Origin of the sequence: Fictibacillus barbaricus, assembly GCF_014635025.1 — a bacterium.
Classification (GTDB): domain Bacteria; phylum Bacillota; class Bacilli; order Bacillales; family Fictibacillaceae; genus Fictibacillus; species Fictibacillus barbaricus.
This window is the reverse complement of record NZ_BMCE01000003.1, coordinates 234,146-249,841: the sequence shown is the minus strand read 5'-3', so window position 1 is coordinate 249,841 and position 15,696 is coordinate 234,146. Positions and strand designations below refer to the sequence as shown.

The 15,696-nt window shown below is 39.5% G+C and carries 18 protein-coding genes; 5 read left to right on the top strand and 13 right to left on the bottom strand.

Annotated elements, in window-relative coordinates:
- Window positions 1-247: 247 nt before the first annotated feature.
- Window positions 248-1,114 (bottom strand): nucleotidyltransferase-like protein, encoded by an 867-nt coding sequence (locus IEV52_RS19485; protein WP_188404228.1) that lies wholly within the window; start codon window positions 1,112-1,114, stop codon window positions 248-250.
- Between the two features lie 120 nt (window positions 1,115-1,234).
- Here IEV52_RS19485 and IEV52_RS19480 point away from each other — a divergent pair, with 120 nt between their 5' ends.
- Window positions 1,235-1,600 carry a YgzB family protein gene (locus IEV52_RS19480; protein WP_066286256.1) on the top strand — a complete coding sequence of 122 codons (366 nt, stop codon included), beginning with the start codon at window positions 1,235-1,237 and terminating at the stop codon, window positions 1,598-1,600.
- A 38-nt stretch (window positions 1,601-1,638) separates the two neighbouring features.
- On the opposite strand, the gene perR is transcribed toward IEV52_RS19480, so the two are convergent.
- The 4 genes from perR to IEV52_RS19460 form a co-directional block, all read right to left on the bottom strand.
- Window positions 1,639-2,070, bottom strand: a complete 432-nt coding sequence (perR, locus tag IEV52_RS19475) for a peroxide-responsive transcriptional repressor PerR (RefSeq protein ID WP_188404227.1) — start codon at window positions 2,068-2,070, stop codon at window positions 1,639-1,641.
- Between the two features lie 108 nt (window positions 2,071-2,178).
- Window positions 2,179-2,727: a cob(I)yrinic acid a,c-diamide adenosyltransferase gene (locus tag IEV52_RS19470; RefSeq protein WP_188404226.1), complete on the bottom strand. Its 549-nt coding sequence runs from the start codon at window positions 2,725-2,727 to the stop codon at window positions 2,179-2,181.
- A 1-nt stretch (window position 2,728) separates the two neighbouring features.
- Complete coding sequence (locus tag IEV52_RS19465) at window positions 2,729-3,679, bottom strand: D-2-hydroxyacid dehydrogenase (RefSeq protein ID WP_188404225.1); 951 nt, start codon at window positions 3,677-3,679, stop codon at window positions 2,729-2,731.
- Between the two features lie 74 nt (window positions 3,680-3,753).
- On the bottom strand, window positions 3,754-4,863 hold the full coding sequence (locus IEV52_RS19460; protein ID WP_188404224.1) for an aminopeptidase: 1,110 nt from the start codon (window positions 4,861-4,863) through the stop codon (window positions 3,754-3,756).
- Window positions 4,864-5,006: 143 nt separating this feature from the next.
- Here IEV52_RS19460 and IEV52_RS19455 point away from each other — a divergent pair, with 143 nt between their 5' ends.
- Window positions 5,007-5,186 (top strand): H-type small acid-soluble spore protein, encoded by a 180-nt coding sequence (locus IEV52_RS19455; RefSeq protein WP_188404223.1) that lies wholly within the window; start codon window positions 5,007-5,009, stop codon window positions 5,184-5,186.
- A gap of 28 nt (window positions 5,187-5,214) precedes the next feature.
- On the opposite strand, the gene bcp is transcribed toward IEV52_RS19455, so the two are convergent.
- The 6 genes from bcp to IEV52_RS19425 all read right to left on the bottom strand — a co-directional run bounded on the left by bcp (window position 5,215) and on the right by IEV52_RS19425 (window position 9,604).
- Window positions 5,215-5,685: a thioredoxin-dependent thiol peroxidase gene (gene bcp / locus IEV52_RS19450; protein ID WP_188404222.1), complete on the bottom strand. Its 471-nt coding sequence runs from the start codon at window positions 5,683-5,685 to the stop codon at window positions 5,215-5,217.
- Between the two features lie 64 nt (window positions 5,686-5,749).
- Window positions 5,750-6,166 (bottom strand): potassium channel family protein, encoded by a 417-nt coding sequence (locus IEV52_RS19445; RefSeq protein WP_188404221.1) that lies wholly within the window; start codon window positions 6,164-6,166, stop codon window positions 5,750-5,752.
- A gap of 97 nt (window positions 6,167-6,263) precedes the next feature.
- A complete protein-coding gene (locus IEV52_RS19440) occupies window positions 6,264-6,812 on the bottom strand; it encodes an NADPH-dependent FMN reductase (RefSeq protein ID WP_188404220.1) in 549 nt (182 codons plus the stop codon).
- Between the two features lie 200 nt (window positions 6,813-7,012).
- The gene (locus tag IEV52_RS19435; protein WP_188404219.1) at window positions 7,013-7,798 is read right to left on the bottom strand and encodes an ABC transporter permease; all 786 of its coding nucleotides are present in this window, start codon (window positions 7,796-7,798) and stop codon (window positions 7,013-7,015) included.
- A 5-nt stretch (window positions 7,799-7,803) separates the two neighbouring features.
- On the bottom strand, window positions 7,804-8,595 hold the full coding sequence (locus IEV52_RS19430; RefSeq protein ID WP_188404218.1) for an ABC transporter permease: 792 nt from the start codon (window positions 8,593-8,595) through the stop codon (window positions 7,804-7,806).
- Window positions 8,588-9,604: an ABC transporter ATP-binding protein gene (locus IEV52_RS19425; RefSeq protein WP_188404217.1), complete on the bottom strand. Its 1,017-nt coding sequence runs from the start codon at window positions 9,602-9,604 to the stop codon at window positions 8,588-8,590. Before IEV52_RS19425 ends, IEV52_RS19430 begins: the two co-directional genes overlap by 8 nt.
- A 261-nt stretch (window positions 9,605-9,865) precedes the next feature.
- Between IEV52_RS19425 and IEV52_RS19420 the strand changes: the two genes are divergently transcribed.
- The 3 genes from IEV52_RS19420 to IEV52_RS19410 all read left to right on the top strand — a co-directional run bounded on the left by IEV52_RS19420 (window position 9,866) and on the right by IEV52_RS19410 (window position 13,704).
- Window positions 9,866-11,152 (top strand): glutamate-1-semialdehyde 2,1-aminomutase, encoded by a 1,287-nt coding sequence (locus IEV52_RS19420; protein WP_188404216.1) that lies wholly within the window; start codon window positions 9,866-9,868, stop codon window positions 11,150-11,152.
- Between the two features lie 203 nt (window positions 11,153-11,355).
- The gene (locus IEV52_RS19415) at window positions 11,356-12,426 is read left to right on the top strand and encodes an FUSC family protein (protein WP_188404258.1); all 1,071 of its coding nucleotides are present in this window, start codon (window positions 11,356-11,358) and stop codon (window positions 12,424-12,426) included.
- 339 nt (window positions 12,427-12,765) lie between these two features.
- The gene (locus tag IEV52_RS19410) at window positions 12,766-13,704 is read left to right on the top strand and encodes a nuclease-related domain-containing protein (RefSeq protein WP_188404215.1); all 939 of its coding nucleotides are present in this window, start codon (window positions 12,766-12,768) and stop codon (window positions 13,702-13,704) included.
- 45 nt (window positions 13,705-13,749) lie between these two features.
- Here the strand turns inward: IEV52_RS19410 and IEV52_RS19405 are convergent, their stop codons facing one another.
- The gene (locus IEV52_RS19405) at window positions 13,750-14,670 is read right to left on the bottom strand and encodes an ABC transporter permease (RefSeq protein WP_188404214.1); all 921 of its coding nucleotides are present in this window, start codon (window positions 14,668-14,670) and stop codon (window positions 13,750-13,752) included.
- 13 nt (window positions 14,671-14,683) lie between these two features.
- Window positions 14,684-15,688 carry an ABC transporter permease gene (locus IEV52_RS19400; protein ID WP_188404213.1) on the bottom strand — a complete coding sequence of 335 codons (1,005 nt, stop codon included), beginning with the start codon at window positions 15,686-15,688 and terminating at the stop codon, window positions 14,684-14,686.
- Between the last annotated feature and the right edge of the window lie 8 nt (window positions 15,689-15,696).

The following is a 15,696-nucleotide window of genomic DNA, read 5'->3' as shown; positions in this document are numbered from 1 at the left end:
AAACTGACGGAATTAATTCTTAATTCCTTACCTATTTCTTTTGTTCAGTTTTCAAAGAACTTGTTTATTGCTTATTTCGTGTGCCGCTCGTTTTGGCGACTTTATTAGGATAACATCTCAAAAATAAGATGTCAACCTGTTTTTTTATCGTGTTTCCCGACTGCAACATTGTTTCTGTGTGTCGCAGCGACAAGAAATAATATAGCACGATATAGATAAACAGGTCAACACCTTTTTGTGAAAAAGTTTATTCTTTTATTGAGTAATAGCGATGATATAGGTTTTTGCTCTTTGTTTCCCGTTTAATGGTCTTTATATAACCCTTATCTTTTAAATGAGTCAGGATCATGGAAAGATCGATCGCATAATCACGCACCTCGTTATGCTCCATTAATTCCTGATACGCCCATTCATCTTTTTGCTTGATCACACTTAATAAATGATTGGCTCCTAATTTTGTTTTTGAAGTTAGAGAAAACTCAGATGCTAATAATAGAAGTTCAATTCGTTTATCAATAGATTCTTCACCCGTAACAAGTTCTTCATATAACTTGAAGATCTCGGGCTGTATCATTTTTACCTGATTCCAAACCGTTACTTCTGGATAAAATCCATGTTCAATAACGGATAATCGCGCTAGATGATGCAAAGCATGCATGATGTTGTTAAAAGCATCTAAATAATGACCAGAATGAAATAGCTCTTTTCCATCATTATATCTTCTAAGAAGTTTAGCAAATTCAAGACCAATCTTGTGTATTCTTTCTTCAGCCGGGAATTCATGCAGCCGGTCTCTTAACCTTGTTATGTACTCGTTCCGATTAAACAGAACTTTACCGTTCATAACCCAGTCTACTGCTCGTTTGTTCGTTCCAAGCATCAGCCAAGAATTTAGAAGGTCTTCTGTAACAATATGAAGAGCAGCGGAACCTGACTCAAACTCATAATGTTTAATCATCCAGGATTGATCAGATTCTTTTACTATTATAAGAAGAATACAGTCAAAGTGATCTGTTCCAGGGCTGAATGGTTTATTTTTTTCAACAAATAGTACACCTAATGTGTTCTCATTGCTAGCTCTTTCTTGATATAGAGGGCGTAAAATATCTTCCATGAAGGTCATCTCCCATTTTAACAAAATCCTGTTTGTTATGTTTCAACATCAAATAACGAAATCCTTTTTCTTTTCCTAAGAGTTCATATGTTATACTAAAGAACGTAGGAGGGACAGGTTATGATAAAGTATACGAGCAAAATAAATAAAATACGTACGTTTGCCTTAAGCCTTGTGTTTATAGGTATTATCATCATGTATGCAGGCCTGTTTTTCAAGACAAGTTTTGTCGTTATGTCAATTTTCATGGTGATTGGTTTTATTGCAACAATTGCCAGTGCTGGAGTTTACTTTTGGATTGGAATGATTTCTACCCAGGCGGTTCAGGTTGTTTGTCCGAACTGTGGGAAAGTTACAAAAGTCTTGGGCCGTGTAGATGCGTGCATGTCCTGTAACCAGCCGCTTACGATGGATAAAGGTCTTGAGGGCGAAGAGTTTGATGAAAAATACAATTCAAAACGCCAAATGCGCAAAGAAAATAGATAAAGCTGACTTTCCGAATGGAAGTCAGCTTTTTTTAACCATTAATGTTTTCTTTTGCAATCCGGGCATACTCCGTAAATTTCCATACGATGTCGTCCTACATCAAAACCGGTTACGGATTCAGCTAGACTTTCTACCTCGTCTAGACCAGGGTAATGAAAATCTACAATCTTTCCGCATGAGTCGCAAATGATATGGTAGTGGTCCGTCGTTACACAATCAAACCGGCTCGATGAGTCTCCGTAAGTCAGTTCTTTTACAAGACCCGCTTCTTTAAAAACTCGGAGGTTATTGTAAACTGTTGCAACACTCATATTTGGAAATTTCCCTTCCAGCGCCTTATAGATCTCATCAGCTGTTGGATGGGACATTGATTGGATAAGATGCTCTAAGATAGCATGACGCTGAGGCGTAATACGTACACCTGCTTGTTTTAAATTGTCGATTGCAGCATTGATTTTTGCGCTAGACATCGTCATGCACCCCATTTCTTTAAGAATTCTTACTTTATAATCGTTATAATTAGTCTACTGCTTTTCTACAGGTTTTGTCAATTGAAGTGTATGGAATGACAAACTATTTTATGAATGATCTTCGTGCAGAACGGGTTCCTTAAACTTCATTTGTTCATTTACATATCGGGCTGCAATAAATAAAAAGTCAGACAGCCTGTTCAAATAAGACAATACTAAAGGATTAACCCCTTCAATTCCTACAGCAGTTCGTTCGGCACGTCTTGCGATCGTTCGGGCCGTATGAAAAGCACTAGCTGATTGAGAACCACCTGGAAGTATGAATTGTTTGAGGGGTTTCAGTCCTAACTGCCATTCATCGATGGTTTCTTCGAGAAAACGAATATCTGCTTCTCTCAGCTTCCATGTCACTTCTTTTCCTGCAGGTGTGGCCAGTTCTGCTCCTACGTGAAACAATACAGTTTGAACTCTTTGCAGAACTGCAGCTGCAGACTTCGCCCAACCCTCTTCCGGCAAAAGGCTAACACCAAAACCGATCATGCTGTTAGCTTCATCACACGTACCATATGCATCTACCCGTACATCGTTTTTTGATACTCTTTCACCAAAGATTAATGAGGTAGTTCCCTTATCCCCAGTTTTTGTGTAAATTTTCAATTTAATACCCCCTTTTATAAGGAATGATATTGATCATTTCATCTTGCTTATCTTTTCTATATAAGATGAGGTTATTACAAAAAATCTCAATCGCTCTTTCTTGATATTGAGGAGAAATTCCTGATATATGTGGTGTTACTGTTACATTCTCCAAATCCCATAATGGACTCTCTTCCGGCAGAGGCTCTCTTTCAAAAACATCCAGTACAGCGTGACCAATTCTTTTTTCTTTTAAAGCTTGAATAAGCTCTTTTTCATTTATTGTTGTTCCCCTCCCGATGTTGATCAAGACAGCATCTCTCTTTATAAGAGTAAATGCTTCGGCACCAATGAATCCCTTTGTTAAGGGTGTAGAAGGAAGAACATTTACAATAAAATCACTCTCTTTATAAAGTGTATGAATACTTTTCTTATCTACGACTAGATCACAGTGGTCTGCATCATGCCCGCTTCTGTTAAAACCAATGGTTCTCATGTTAAAAGCTTTTGCTAACCTCGCTATTTCGCATCCGATCGCCCCAGTTCCTAATATACCTATTGTTTTTCCAGAGATCTCTGTCATTGGAACTCTCCGGTCCCAGATATGTTGCTTTTGATTGGCAAGCAGTTGACTAGCTTTCCTGGAAATCTGAAGCATCATGGAGATCGTATATTCTGCCATCGGTGTTTTATGGATTCCTCTAGCATTCGTAATAAGTATGTTTCTTTCCTCTAATGCTCTAAAGGGCATTTTATCGAGACCTGCAGAAATCACCATTATCCACTTTAACGAGTGAGCTTTAGCTACTAACTCATCTGTGAGATCTTCGCCATATGTAATCAATATTTCAGCTTCTTTTAGATCATCAGCAGCTTCCTTCATATTATTATAGAACCTGAGATCTTGGTCTGAAAAACGCTTTTTTAGCCCTTCTTTTATTTCATCTCTAAGCCTTGCACTTGATAGGATCATTGTGTGACACCTCTTTATAATTTGAATAGAAAAAGCGGGGAATAAACATCCCGCTTTTTAGTTGTACTCTTCAATTATTTTAGATTTTCTGGATTTAACCCTTCTAGTTCAGGTAAAACAAACAAGCCATCTTTTCTGATCAGTACATCATCAAAATAGATTTCTCCTCCTCCGTACTCAGGACGCTGTATCAGTACCATATCCCAGTGGATTCCGGATTCATTCCCATTAAAAGCATCCTGATAGGCTCTTCCAGGTGTAAAGTGGATGCTTCCACCGATTTTTTCATCAAATAAGATATCTCCCATTGGATGCTGGATTAATGGATTAACACCAATTGCAAATTCACCAACGTAACGAGCACCTTCATCTGTATCAAAGATTTCATTTAATTTTTCTGTTTGATCTGAAGTAGCTTCAACAATCTTTCCATCTCTAAACGTTAAGCTTACATTGTTGAATGTTGTACCATGATAAGGACATGGTGTGTTATACGTGATCGTTCCATTAACACTCTCTTTTACTGGAGCTGTAAAGACTTCACCGTCGGGAATATTGTTTTCACCTGCACACATAACAGCAGGAATTCCTTTAATGGAGAATGTTAAATCTGTCCCAGGACCTGTAATACGTACTTTGTCCGTACGTTCCATTAAAGCATGCAGTGGCTTTTGTGCTTCTGCCATCGCTTTATAATCTACGTTGCACACATCTAGGACAAAATCCGTAAATTTCTCCAAGCTCATTTTAGCCATCTGAGCGAGGCCTGTTGTTGGGTAGTTCAACAATACCCATTGACGGTCATTGATAATTAAGTTTTGAACAGGCTTATTAAGTTCAGCTTTCATCTGGAAGATTTCACTTGGAACCTCTGAGAACTCTGAGTCGTTGTTCTTACATTGAATGGAGATGTATGCATCTACATCCTGCATGCGCGCCAGATCCCATTTTACTTGTGGTTCTGTATGTTCTTTAGTGGAACCCATCATTAGTACACGTGAGATTTCTTCGTCTACGAGCTGAACATAAGGAAAAGCTCCTAATTTATACGTTTCTTGAACCAATTCTTTAACAAGTGGTTTTCCTGCGATAAAAGAAGTAATAAGTACTTTTTGACCTTTTTCTAATTTAAGTGAATGTGTCAGCAGCGTTCTTGCTAACGTCGTTAATCGTTCGTCTCTCATTATGTAATCTCCTAACTTTTATATGTTATAAAATTCACACAATTTCATTTTATCACGGGTGAGCCTTCATGCCTATTTATTAAGAACAAAAGCATAGGATGTTAGCCCAAGCTGCATAATAACTAGCGTGGAGGTGATTATTAATGAACGTATCACGTGCTCAGCAAATCATTGAATCTGAAAAAGAGATCACAGTGCTTCATAACGGAACATCAGTATGGCTGCAATCCGTGAATGAAAACAACCAAACTGCAAGAGCTTATACAAAAGAACAGCCAGACAACGAAATGGATATACCGGTAAATGAACTTCAGGAAAGTTAAAAAGCCCCGATTTCTCAGGGCTTTTTTCTTATTGTAAATTATCTTCTATAAATTGAAGTGCTTCATCTACATGATCCTTTACTTTCACTTTTCGATATTCTTTTGCGATGATGCCATCCTTATCAATAATAAATGTGGATCGTTCAATCCCCATATACTCTTTGCCAAAGTTCTTCTTAAGCTTCCAAACCTCATACAGTTCTGCTACTTTATGCTCTTCATCTGCTAGAAGGAGAAATGGCAGACCATGCTTTTCAATAAATTTATCATGACGTGCTAATGGATCGGGACTGATTCCTAGGATAACGGTGTTTTGCTTATCAAAATCAGCATGTTTGTCCCTAAAATCACAGGCCTGGGTCGTACAACCTGGTGTCATGTCTTTTGGGTAAAAGTATAAAACTACATTCTTGCCTATAAAATCAGATAATTGAACGTCATTACCATTGCTTGCTGGCAGTATAAAATCCGGTGCTTTTTTTCCTGTTTCTATGCTCATCATTTGGCCCTCCTTAATAACTGTTTCTTACTTAAGGGTAGCCTATTTACTTGTTTTTCAACAACTATTTTGCCGTTTTGTTATGGTGGATAACTGATGATAGAACGAAGGCAATAGGCAGCAGATAACCAATCAATGCCTGAAGAGCGGCAATCCACCTTCCTGCTCCAACCGGAACAATATCTCCGTAACCAACGGAAAGAATAGTGGTACTGCTGAAATAGATACATGCTTCGATAAAAGAAAAGAAGTCTCTTTGATTCAGTTCTAATTTTATAACGGGGTAACCCATTAATGATAAAAGAGCATAAATCAATCCAAAACCTGAAATGATCGTTCCGTATACGATGAACAAGACGAGCAGATGACTCGCAGGCATCAAATGCTCTTTAATGCCAGGGTGTTTAAAAAGCATCCAAATACTTCGAATAATCACTGCAGCACTTGTTATGAGTAAGATAGTTAAGATTACATGCTCCATTCATTCCACCTCAATTCATCATATGAAAAGATTGGTTTGAATAGGACAGCCTTACAGTCAAAAAAGACAGCCTGATAAACAGACTGCCTTTCCTTGTTTAAGATTTTGCTTTGTTCACAGACACGAGTTCTGTAAGTTCTTTTAACTGAGTAGCCAAATCATGTACTCGAGTTTGTGCCAGCTCATCTACAAGTACGTTGCCTTCATCAAAATTCACAGGATCAGCCACAAACTGATCAGGAAGGACAAGACTGTATACGCCGCGAAGCACTGTGCGCAAGTTCGTCAGTGCGTTCATTCCGCCTTTTCCTCCTCCAGCTGCAGCCGCAATCGCTGAAGGCTTATTCTTAAAATGCTTGCCTCCTAAGAAATCAAGAGCATTTTTTAACGCTCCGCTCATACCGCTATGATATTCAGGAGTTGTTACGAAGAATCCGTCTGCTTGTTCAGCATACTCAGATAGTTTCTTAACCGTTTCGTTTTCTGCTGACGTCGCGTCTCCTGTGAATAAAGGCAATTGATCACTTCCTACATCGAAGTATAAAACATCCACATTCAACTCGCGCAGAACCTCAGATGCGTATTGTGCAATCCCTCTTGTTCTGGCTTCCGCTTTAGGACTTCCTGCTATTACCATAATTTTCATGTATGTATCCTCATTCCTTACAACAATATAGTATGTTCATATCATACTTGACTTTATGTCGCTGCAAAAAGCAAAATGAATTAACTAATAATAAATTGTTACTTTAGTCTGAATTTTTTTCGAAAATTGAAGAGTTTTGATAAGAAAGAACTCTCTATTAAACACAAAACCGCTCTCCATTTTAAGGAGAACGGTTTTCTTTAGTTTCCTGCACCTCTGTATTTGGTTACCCCAACGTTCCATAACGTTACGGCGATTAAGAAAAAGACCAGTCCGACAACAGGGGTTAAAAAAGCATACGTATACCACTCTTCCCGCCGTAGGAAATAAGAAGAAGGATAAACACCAACGAATGCGAACGGCAGAATCCACGTTAAAACATATTTGATCACTTTGTTGTAAATATCAACAGGATATCTTCCGTAGTTTCCGATGTTGTACATCATTGGCATGATATCTGTTCTAGAATCTGACCAAAATCCGATCGTTGCGAGCGAAATAAAGATCCCCGCATAAACGAGTGCACCGCCTATTACAAGAAGGATAAAGATAAATGGATCATACCAGCTAACCTCTAACCCTAGGTTGCTCCCTGCATAAAACATTACCACTAATCCGGTTATAACCCCGAATAGAGATTCTAATTCCATGCGCTCTAGAACAATCTGAAACAGACTATGGACGGGTCTAGTCAGTATGCGATCCATCTCTCCCTTAACTATATATCTATCCGTAAAATCCCATATATTAAAGAAAGATGCAAAAATCGAAAACGGTACAAGGAAGAATCCATAAATAAAGATCATCTCATCCTTGCTCCACCCTGCAAGGAGTGAGGTATGGCCGAACACAACCAGAATGAAGACCAGGTTAACGGCTTGAAACAATAGATCAGAAAAGATCTCGACTACCATGTCAGCTCGATAAGTCAGTCTTGTTTTTAAATATTGCCCAACGTATTGAAAAAAGATAGAAATGTAGTCCATTTGTTCTAACCCCCTTGAACCACAAGCTGGCGCTTCGCTAAAGTCCATAGCACGTATACCGGAATGATTAACAGAACAGACCAAACGGCTTGGTTAAATAAGCCTTCAAAAACTTGAGAACCTTTAAATCCTTCTGTAAAGATCATACTCGGGATATAGCTGATACCTTGAAACGGCAGATAACCCATAACATTTTGTGCCCACATCGGATAAAAACTAAGAGGCAGAATGAGCCCTGAAAACAGATCGATCACAACACGCTTAGCACGAATCAGACCATCGTTATTAAATAAGAAGAAGGTCGCAATACCCGCTAACAAATTAATTTGTGTGTTAATAATAAAACTGAAAATGATAGAGATAAAAAAGTAGATCCATGTTTCTGCATTCGCCGATAAATCTACTGGAAACACAAGTGAAACGATTACCATACCCGGTACAGAGAAGAATAATAACCTGAAGATTCCTTCACCTAATCCCTGCATCATCTTCATATTTAAATAGGGATAAGGGCGAATCATCTCGACTGCTACTTTTCCTTCTTTAATTTCTATAGCGATCTCTCGGTCAATGTTATTGAAGTAAAAGGCACGTGCCATCCACCCCACAGCAATATATGTTGTCATCTGTGTAATGGAAAGGCCTTGAATGTTTTCCTTCCCTCCATAGATCGCACTCCATAAGAAGTAGTACGCACCAATGTTGATGCTGTATATTAATATTCCGCTGTAATAGTTTGTCCGGTAAGCAAGCATCATTAAAAAGCGGATGCGGATCATCTCTAAATACTTACCCATGGCGAACAGCACCTTCAACGTAAATATTTCGGATGATCTCTTCTGTTGAGATCTCAAGGATCTTTAAATCAGCAATCTTCTTAGCCGCTGTTACTTTCCCGATCACACCTGAGATGACCGTCTCATCGCTATCAACAGAAGCTACCCAAATGAGGTCGCTCTCTCCTTTTTCCCAAACGACCAGGTGCTCTTTCGTAAGAATCTGCAATTCTTCCAAGGCAGCTGCTTCACTGAACTGAAACTGAATCTGCTTTCCTTCAGCCCAGTTCTCACGTAATTCTTTTAACGGCCCATCATAAATAATCTTTCCTTCATCTAGCATTACGACCCGCTCACAAAGAGCTTCAATATCAGAGAGGTCATGCGTCGTTAACAGGATCGTCGTACCGTATTTTTCGTTGATTCGTTTGAGGAACTCACGAATCTTTAGTTTGACCAGTACATCAAGGCCGATCGTCGGCTCATCTAAGAATAGAAGCGGTGGATTATGAATGAGTGCTGCCGCTAATTCACAGCGCATCCTTTGGCCGAGTGAAAGTTTACGAACAGGCTTATCTAAAAGCGGCCCAATATCCAGGGTCTCGATAACATCTTTCATATGTACTTCGTACTGTTGATCAGGGACATTGTAGATCTTCTTTAACAGTCTGAATGATTCTTGAACAGCGATATCCCACCAGAGCTGCGACCTTTGCCCAAAGACGACACCGATTGTTTTTACGAACTTCTCCCGTTCTTTATGGGGGTTCATTCCATTCACAACAACCTTTCCGTCAGTTGGGGTCAAGATGCCTGTCAGCATCTTGATAGATGTAGACTTACCTGCTCCGTTCTCCCCGATGTATCCGACCATCTCTCCTTTTTTTATCGTAAAAGAAATATCATCGACAGCTGTTTTGATTGTATAGTTTCGCGTGAACAGATCACGAAACGCCCCCTTCAAACCTGAACGGCTCGAAAAAGACTTAAACTCTTTCCTTAATTTCTGCACATCTATAATGTTCTGCATAAAAATGCCTCCGTATAATGAAAAAAATGAATGATTGAACAAACCGTAAATATTTAGCGATATGGGTAGTAATTTTGCGCAGCAAAATTTAGAGTTTCCTGTAAGAGAAACTACGCACTGAGATAGTGTATATGACCATCCTCCAAAACTCAAATAGTTGAGAACATTAAATAGAGTTTTCCATCCCTGTCTGTATTTCTTTTTCATGCTACAATACTAGTTGAACGTAGGAGAAAGATAGTCTGCAGGAGGAATAAATAGATGAATCACACAAAATCAGAAGCTTTATATGAAGAAGCTCTTGTACATATTGTTGGCGGTGTTAACAGTCCTTCCCGCTCATTTAAAGCGGTTGGCGGAGGAGCACCTGTTTTTATGGAACGCGCACAAGGCGCTTATTTTTGGGATGAAGACGGGAACCGCTATATTGATTACCTGGCTGCATATGGTCCTATTATTACCGGACACGCTCATCCTCATATCACAAAAGCAATCGTAAAAGCTGCTGAAAATGGTGTTCTTTATGGAACTCCCACTTCCCTTGAAGTGAAATTTGCGAAAATGCTTAAAGAAGCAATGCCTGCTATGGATAAAGTCCGATTTGTAAACTCTGGAACAGAAGCAGTCATGACAACAATCCGTGTTGCACGTGCTTATACAGGACGTGACAAGATCATCAAGTTCGCAGGCTGCTATCATGGCCATTCCGATCTGGTGCTAGTTGCTGCAGGTTCTGGTCCTTCTACACTAGGAACACCAGATTCTGCCGGCGTACCAAAATCTATCGCTCAAGAAGTGATCACCGTTCCTTTCAACGATATTGAAGCGTATCGTGCTGCGATGGACAAATGGGGTGACCAGATTGCAGCTGTATTGGTCGAACCGATCGTCGGCAACTTCGGGATCGTGGAGCCGAAAGAAGGCTTTTTACAAGCGGTCAACGATATTACTCATGAGCATGGCGCTCTTGTTATCTACGATGAAGTCATTACGGCTTTCCGCTTTATGTATGGAGGAGCTCAAGATCTTCTTGGTGTGAAACCGGACATGACAGCACTTGGGAAGATTATTGGAGGCGGTCTGCCGATTGGCGCATATGGCGGTAAAAAAGAGATCATGGAAAAAGTTGCGCCGCTAGGACCTGCTTATCAAGCGGGAACAATGGCTGGAAACCCGGCATCCATCTCAGCTGGAATTGCTTGTTTAGAAGTGCTCCAGCAAGAAGGGGTTTATGAAGAGATGGACCGCTTAGGTGCGCTATTAGAAAAAGGGCTTGCTGAACAAGCAGCTAAACATAATGTTTCTGTAACGATCAATCGCTTGAAAGGTGCTTTGACGCTTTATTTTACGGATGAGAAAATCGAGAACTATGTACAAGCTGAAGCAACAGATGGAGAGATCTTTGGCCGGTACTTTAAACAGATGCTGAACGAAGGAATCAATCTTGCTCCATCCAAATATGAAGCAATGTTCTTAACCACTGCACATACCGAAGAAGACGTACTTGCTACCATCGAAGCAGCAGGAAAAGCGTTCAGCCGTCTTTAATCTTACTGAAAGAATCCGTCATACCACGGATTCTTTTTTGTTTTAAGGGAAAACATGTAATAAAAGAACTTCAAGTTTCATACGGTATGTAAGTCATTAACTTTCACAATTTGTTAACACACTTTCACTTGATTAAACGTAAGAAACAGTTTATAGTGTTTGAGATTATTAACATTTTTTATGAGAAAGGAATTATCGCAGTTATGAAACTAGGAGCCCGAATGATTAAAACGGGTTTAGCTATATCTTTATCGATCTACCTGGCAATGTTATTTCAATTGGATCAGCCTGTATATGCAGCAATCGCTGCAACATTCGCGATTCAGCCATCCATCTACAGGTCCTACCAAACCATACTAGAACAGGTGCAAGGTAACCTTGTCGGTGCCCTATTTGCTATTATTTTTGTTATTTTATTAGGAAACAACCCGTTTGTTATTGGATTCGTTGTGGTACTTGTTATTGCAGCACACTTAAAAATGAAGATTGAAAAAACGATCCCGTTGTCGATTGTGACCGTGATTGTAATCATGGAAAGCCATACAGAGAATTTTATCGGTTTTGCTGTTGACCGGTTTTTGTTGATCATGTTAGGGGTATTATCGGCATTCTTAGTAAACCTGGTATTTATGCCACCTAAATATGAAACAAAACTGTATTATAAAATTTCAGACCATACAGATGAAATAATCAAGTGGATCCGAATGATCACACGGCATGCCTCAGAGCACAGTGCCATTAAAGAGGATCTCACCCACCTTAAAGAAAACCGCTTTAAGATGGATCAATATTATCTGTTATATAAAGAAGAGCGCACGTATTTTAGAAGCAACAAGTACTCCAAAACGCGTAAGCTCGTATTGTATAGACAGATGATCCATACGACAAATAAGGCACTCGAGCTGTTGAAGAGCTTGCATAGCCATGAAAACGAACTATACAACATGCCAGAGCCTCTTCAAGAACTGATACAGTTAAAGCTCGATGGATTAACAAATTTCCATGAACAGATGCTGTTAAAATATACGGATAAAATTCGTGCTCAGCACACGCTGGAAATGGATGCTGAGATCAACAAGAAGGCACTCATGAAGTGCATCATGACCTATTACAATAGTCCGGAGAACGAAGAGTGGATTGAACTGTTTCCCGTATTCGCGCTGATCATTGATTACAGCGACCAGCTCGAGCATCTGAATACATTGGTCGAAAGCTTTAAGAATTATCATCAAGACGATAGTGAAGTACAATTGGACCAGCGATTGGAAAATTAATATATGTGTAGGAGCCAGCCTTTTTGTGAGGGCTGGTTTTTTTGTTTGGATTGGAGGCGTGGATCAAAACGGATGTAGCAACGGTCGAATTTTGTCGTTATCTGTAGACTCGTGGATATATGGTAAAAATTTGTGGAATTCTGAATAAAATACCTGGAATTAACAACGTTTTGTGTGGAATTATTAACAGCATTTCTGGAATTAATCAGTTTCTGCTACTAAAATAAGCATCTTCCTTTTTGCAGCGAACGAAGAAATACGGGAAAATGAAACTCCATTTAGTTTTAGGGAGGAATATTTATAATAAACCGCAGAAAGACTCCAATTTTTATTATTAAATTGTCAAAATTGATTAAAAGAGTTCCTAATACACATCATCGCAAACAGGAAATTCAAGATCAATTACGTAATCATTCATCTGGTTTTAAAGGGGAGCAATCTCTAGACTATTTTTATCGTTATCTGCCTAGGGAGGATATCAACTTCCTACACAGTATACGAATCTCACACGAAGATTATTTTTTTCAAATGGATACTATAATCATTACGCCCACCTTTATTACCATCCTCGAAATTAAGTATTTGGCTGGCCATCTTTTTCTTGATGATAGGTTCTCACAACTTATTAGAACTTTCGAAGGTAAAAAAGAAGCGTTCACAAACCCTATTGACCAAGTTAAAAGACAAAGCTACCATTTATCTAAAATCCTAAGCCAATATAAATTCCCTGCTGTACCCATTGAAACACTTGTGATTATGACACATCCTACTGCAATCATTGAAGCTCCTCTTACTTATAAAGAAGCTGCTGAAAAAGTGATTAAGAGTTCCAGTCTTCAAGAAAAATTTGAAGTTCTCTCCCAAAAACATTCAAAGACCATCCTTTCTCAAACACAAATAAAGAAATTAACTAAACTTCTTTTAAAACTAAGTTCATCATATAACCCTGATATATGTGAACTCTTTCAGATCAACAAGAATGAGTTGATTAGAGGTGTTTTTTGCCCAACTTGTAATCATGCAATTATGGAATATAAACGAGGAACATGGCATTGTCGCACTTGCTACACTTCATCAAAGACAGCACATATAGAAGCTTTACAAGATTACGCATGTTTACTTTCTACTGAAATTACAAATAGGGAGTGCACATATTTTTTGAATTTGGCATCAAACAGTCAAGCTTATCATCTTCTGTGTTCTCTAAATCTTCCGTTTACCGGCAATAGAAAGTCCCGTAAATATCACCTCGAGCCGCTACTCGAAAAAATCCCATAAAAAAGAAGCAAGGCAATCGCCAAGCCTCCTCCTATCTCTTCTAAACTAGCTCTTCATCCGTGGATCTAATGCATCACGCAGGCCATCACCCATAAGGTTAAACCCAAGTACGGTTAACATGATCGCAAGACCTGGAAAAATAACGGTCCATGGTGCTTGAATAATAAAGTCTTTAGAATCGGCGAGCATTTTGCCCCACTCTGGTGTTGGCGGCTGTGCCCCCATCCCCAGGAATCCAAGTGCTGCGGCTTCGATGATCGCTGTAGCAATCGCAAGTGTTCCTTGAACAATGATAGGTGCCAAGCTGTTTGGCAGAATGTGGTGAATTAAAATCCTGAAATCACTCATTCCGATAGCTCGTGCTGCTGTTATATATTCCTCTTCTTTTACACTAAGCACTCTTGAACGCAGCAAACGTCCAAACGTTGGAACGTTAATGATGGCAATCGCAATTAGTGCGTTTTTTAAAGATGGTCCAAGTACGGATACTACTGCAATCGCAAGCAAGATACTCGGAAACGCAAGCAAAATATCAAAGATACGGGATATGATACCGTCCACCCATCTTCCATAATAGCCTGCAATAATACCAAGCAATGAACCTACGATAACCGATCCTGCTACCGAGAAGAATCCTACCCATAATGAGATACGAGCACCATGAATGATTCTGCTTAAAATATCACGTCCGAACTCATCTGTTCCGAACCAGTGTTCAGCTGAAGGAGGGATATGTTTATCCTTTAGTTCAACTTCACTATAGCTATATGGAGCTAATAGATCTGCAAATATCGCAATGACAATGAACAAGGATACAATCGACAGACCCACAAGGGCAATCTTATTTTTTTTGAAGCTTCTCCAGGCATCTTTCCAAGGAGAGATTACTTTGTCTTCCACAGGTTCCACAGGTATGTGCTGTGGTTGCGGGACTACGGGAGGTGTTGATCTTGATAGTGCTGACATTCTCTAATCCCTCCTATTTAAATTTGATTCTCGGGTCAATTGCTGCATACAGCAAATCAACGAGCAGATTAATTAATACAAAGATCGTCGCTACAACTAGAATTCCAGATTGGATAACAGGATAATCACGATACGAGATCGCATCATAAATATACGTTCCGATTCCTGGCCATCCGAAAATAGTCTCAGTTAAGATAGCTCCGCCTAAAAGCAGTCCCGTTTGTAACCCAATTACCGTTACTACTGGGATTAAAGCGTTCTTTAATGAATGCTTATAAACAACCCAGAACATTTTCATCCCTTTTGCGCGAGCGGTTCGAATGTAATCCGAACGCATGACTTCAAGCATGCTAGAACGAGTCATACGTGCAATAATCGCCATAGGAATGGTACCTAATGCAATACCCGGCAAGATAAGGTGACGCACCACTTCACCAAACTGATCCATTCTTCCTTGAATCAATGTGTCGATCAAATATAAGTGGGTTATCGGATCAACCGGAACACGAATATTATCTCGGCCTGTTGTTGGCAACAGATCAAAATGAATAGAAAATACATACTGCTCCATTAATCCTAGCCAGAAGATCGGCATAGAAACCCCCACTAATGCGAATATCATAGCTGAATAATCGAACCAGGAATTTTGAAACCAGGCGGAGATGATTCCGGCATTAACACCAATAACGATTGCAATGATCATTGCTACGAGTGCTAACTCAATCGTTGCCGCCAAATAAGGCCATACTTCCTCAGCAATCGGCACATTGGTTTTAAGAGAAACACCCAGATCTCCTGTAAAAAGACCTTTTAAATAATCAATAAATTGTGTGTACCAAGGTTGATCTAACCCAAGTCGCTTCGTTAAAGATGCAACGGCTTCTTTTGTCGCCTGTTGCCCTAGAATTAATTGTGCTGGATTCCCCGGTATAGCACGAATCATCATGAATACGATAAATGTCATCCCTAATAGCACGGGAACGAGCGTTGCTAACCGTCTGATCGTATAGGCAAACATAGGGTCAC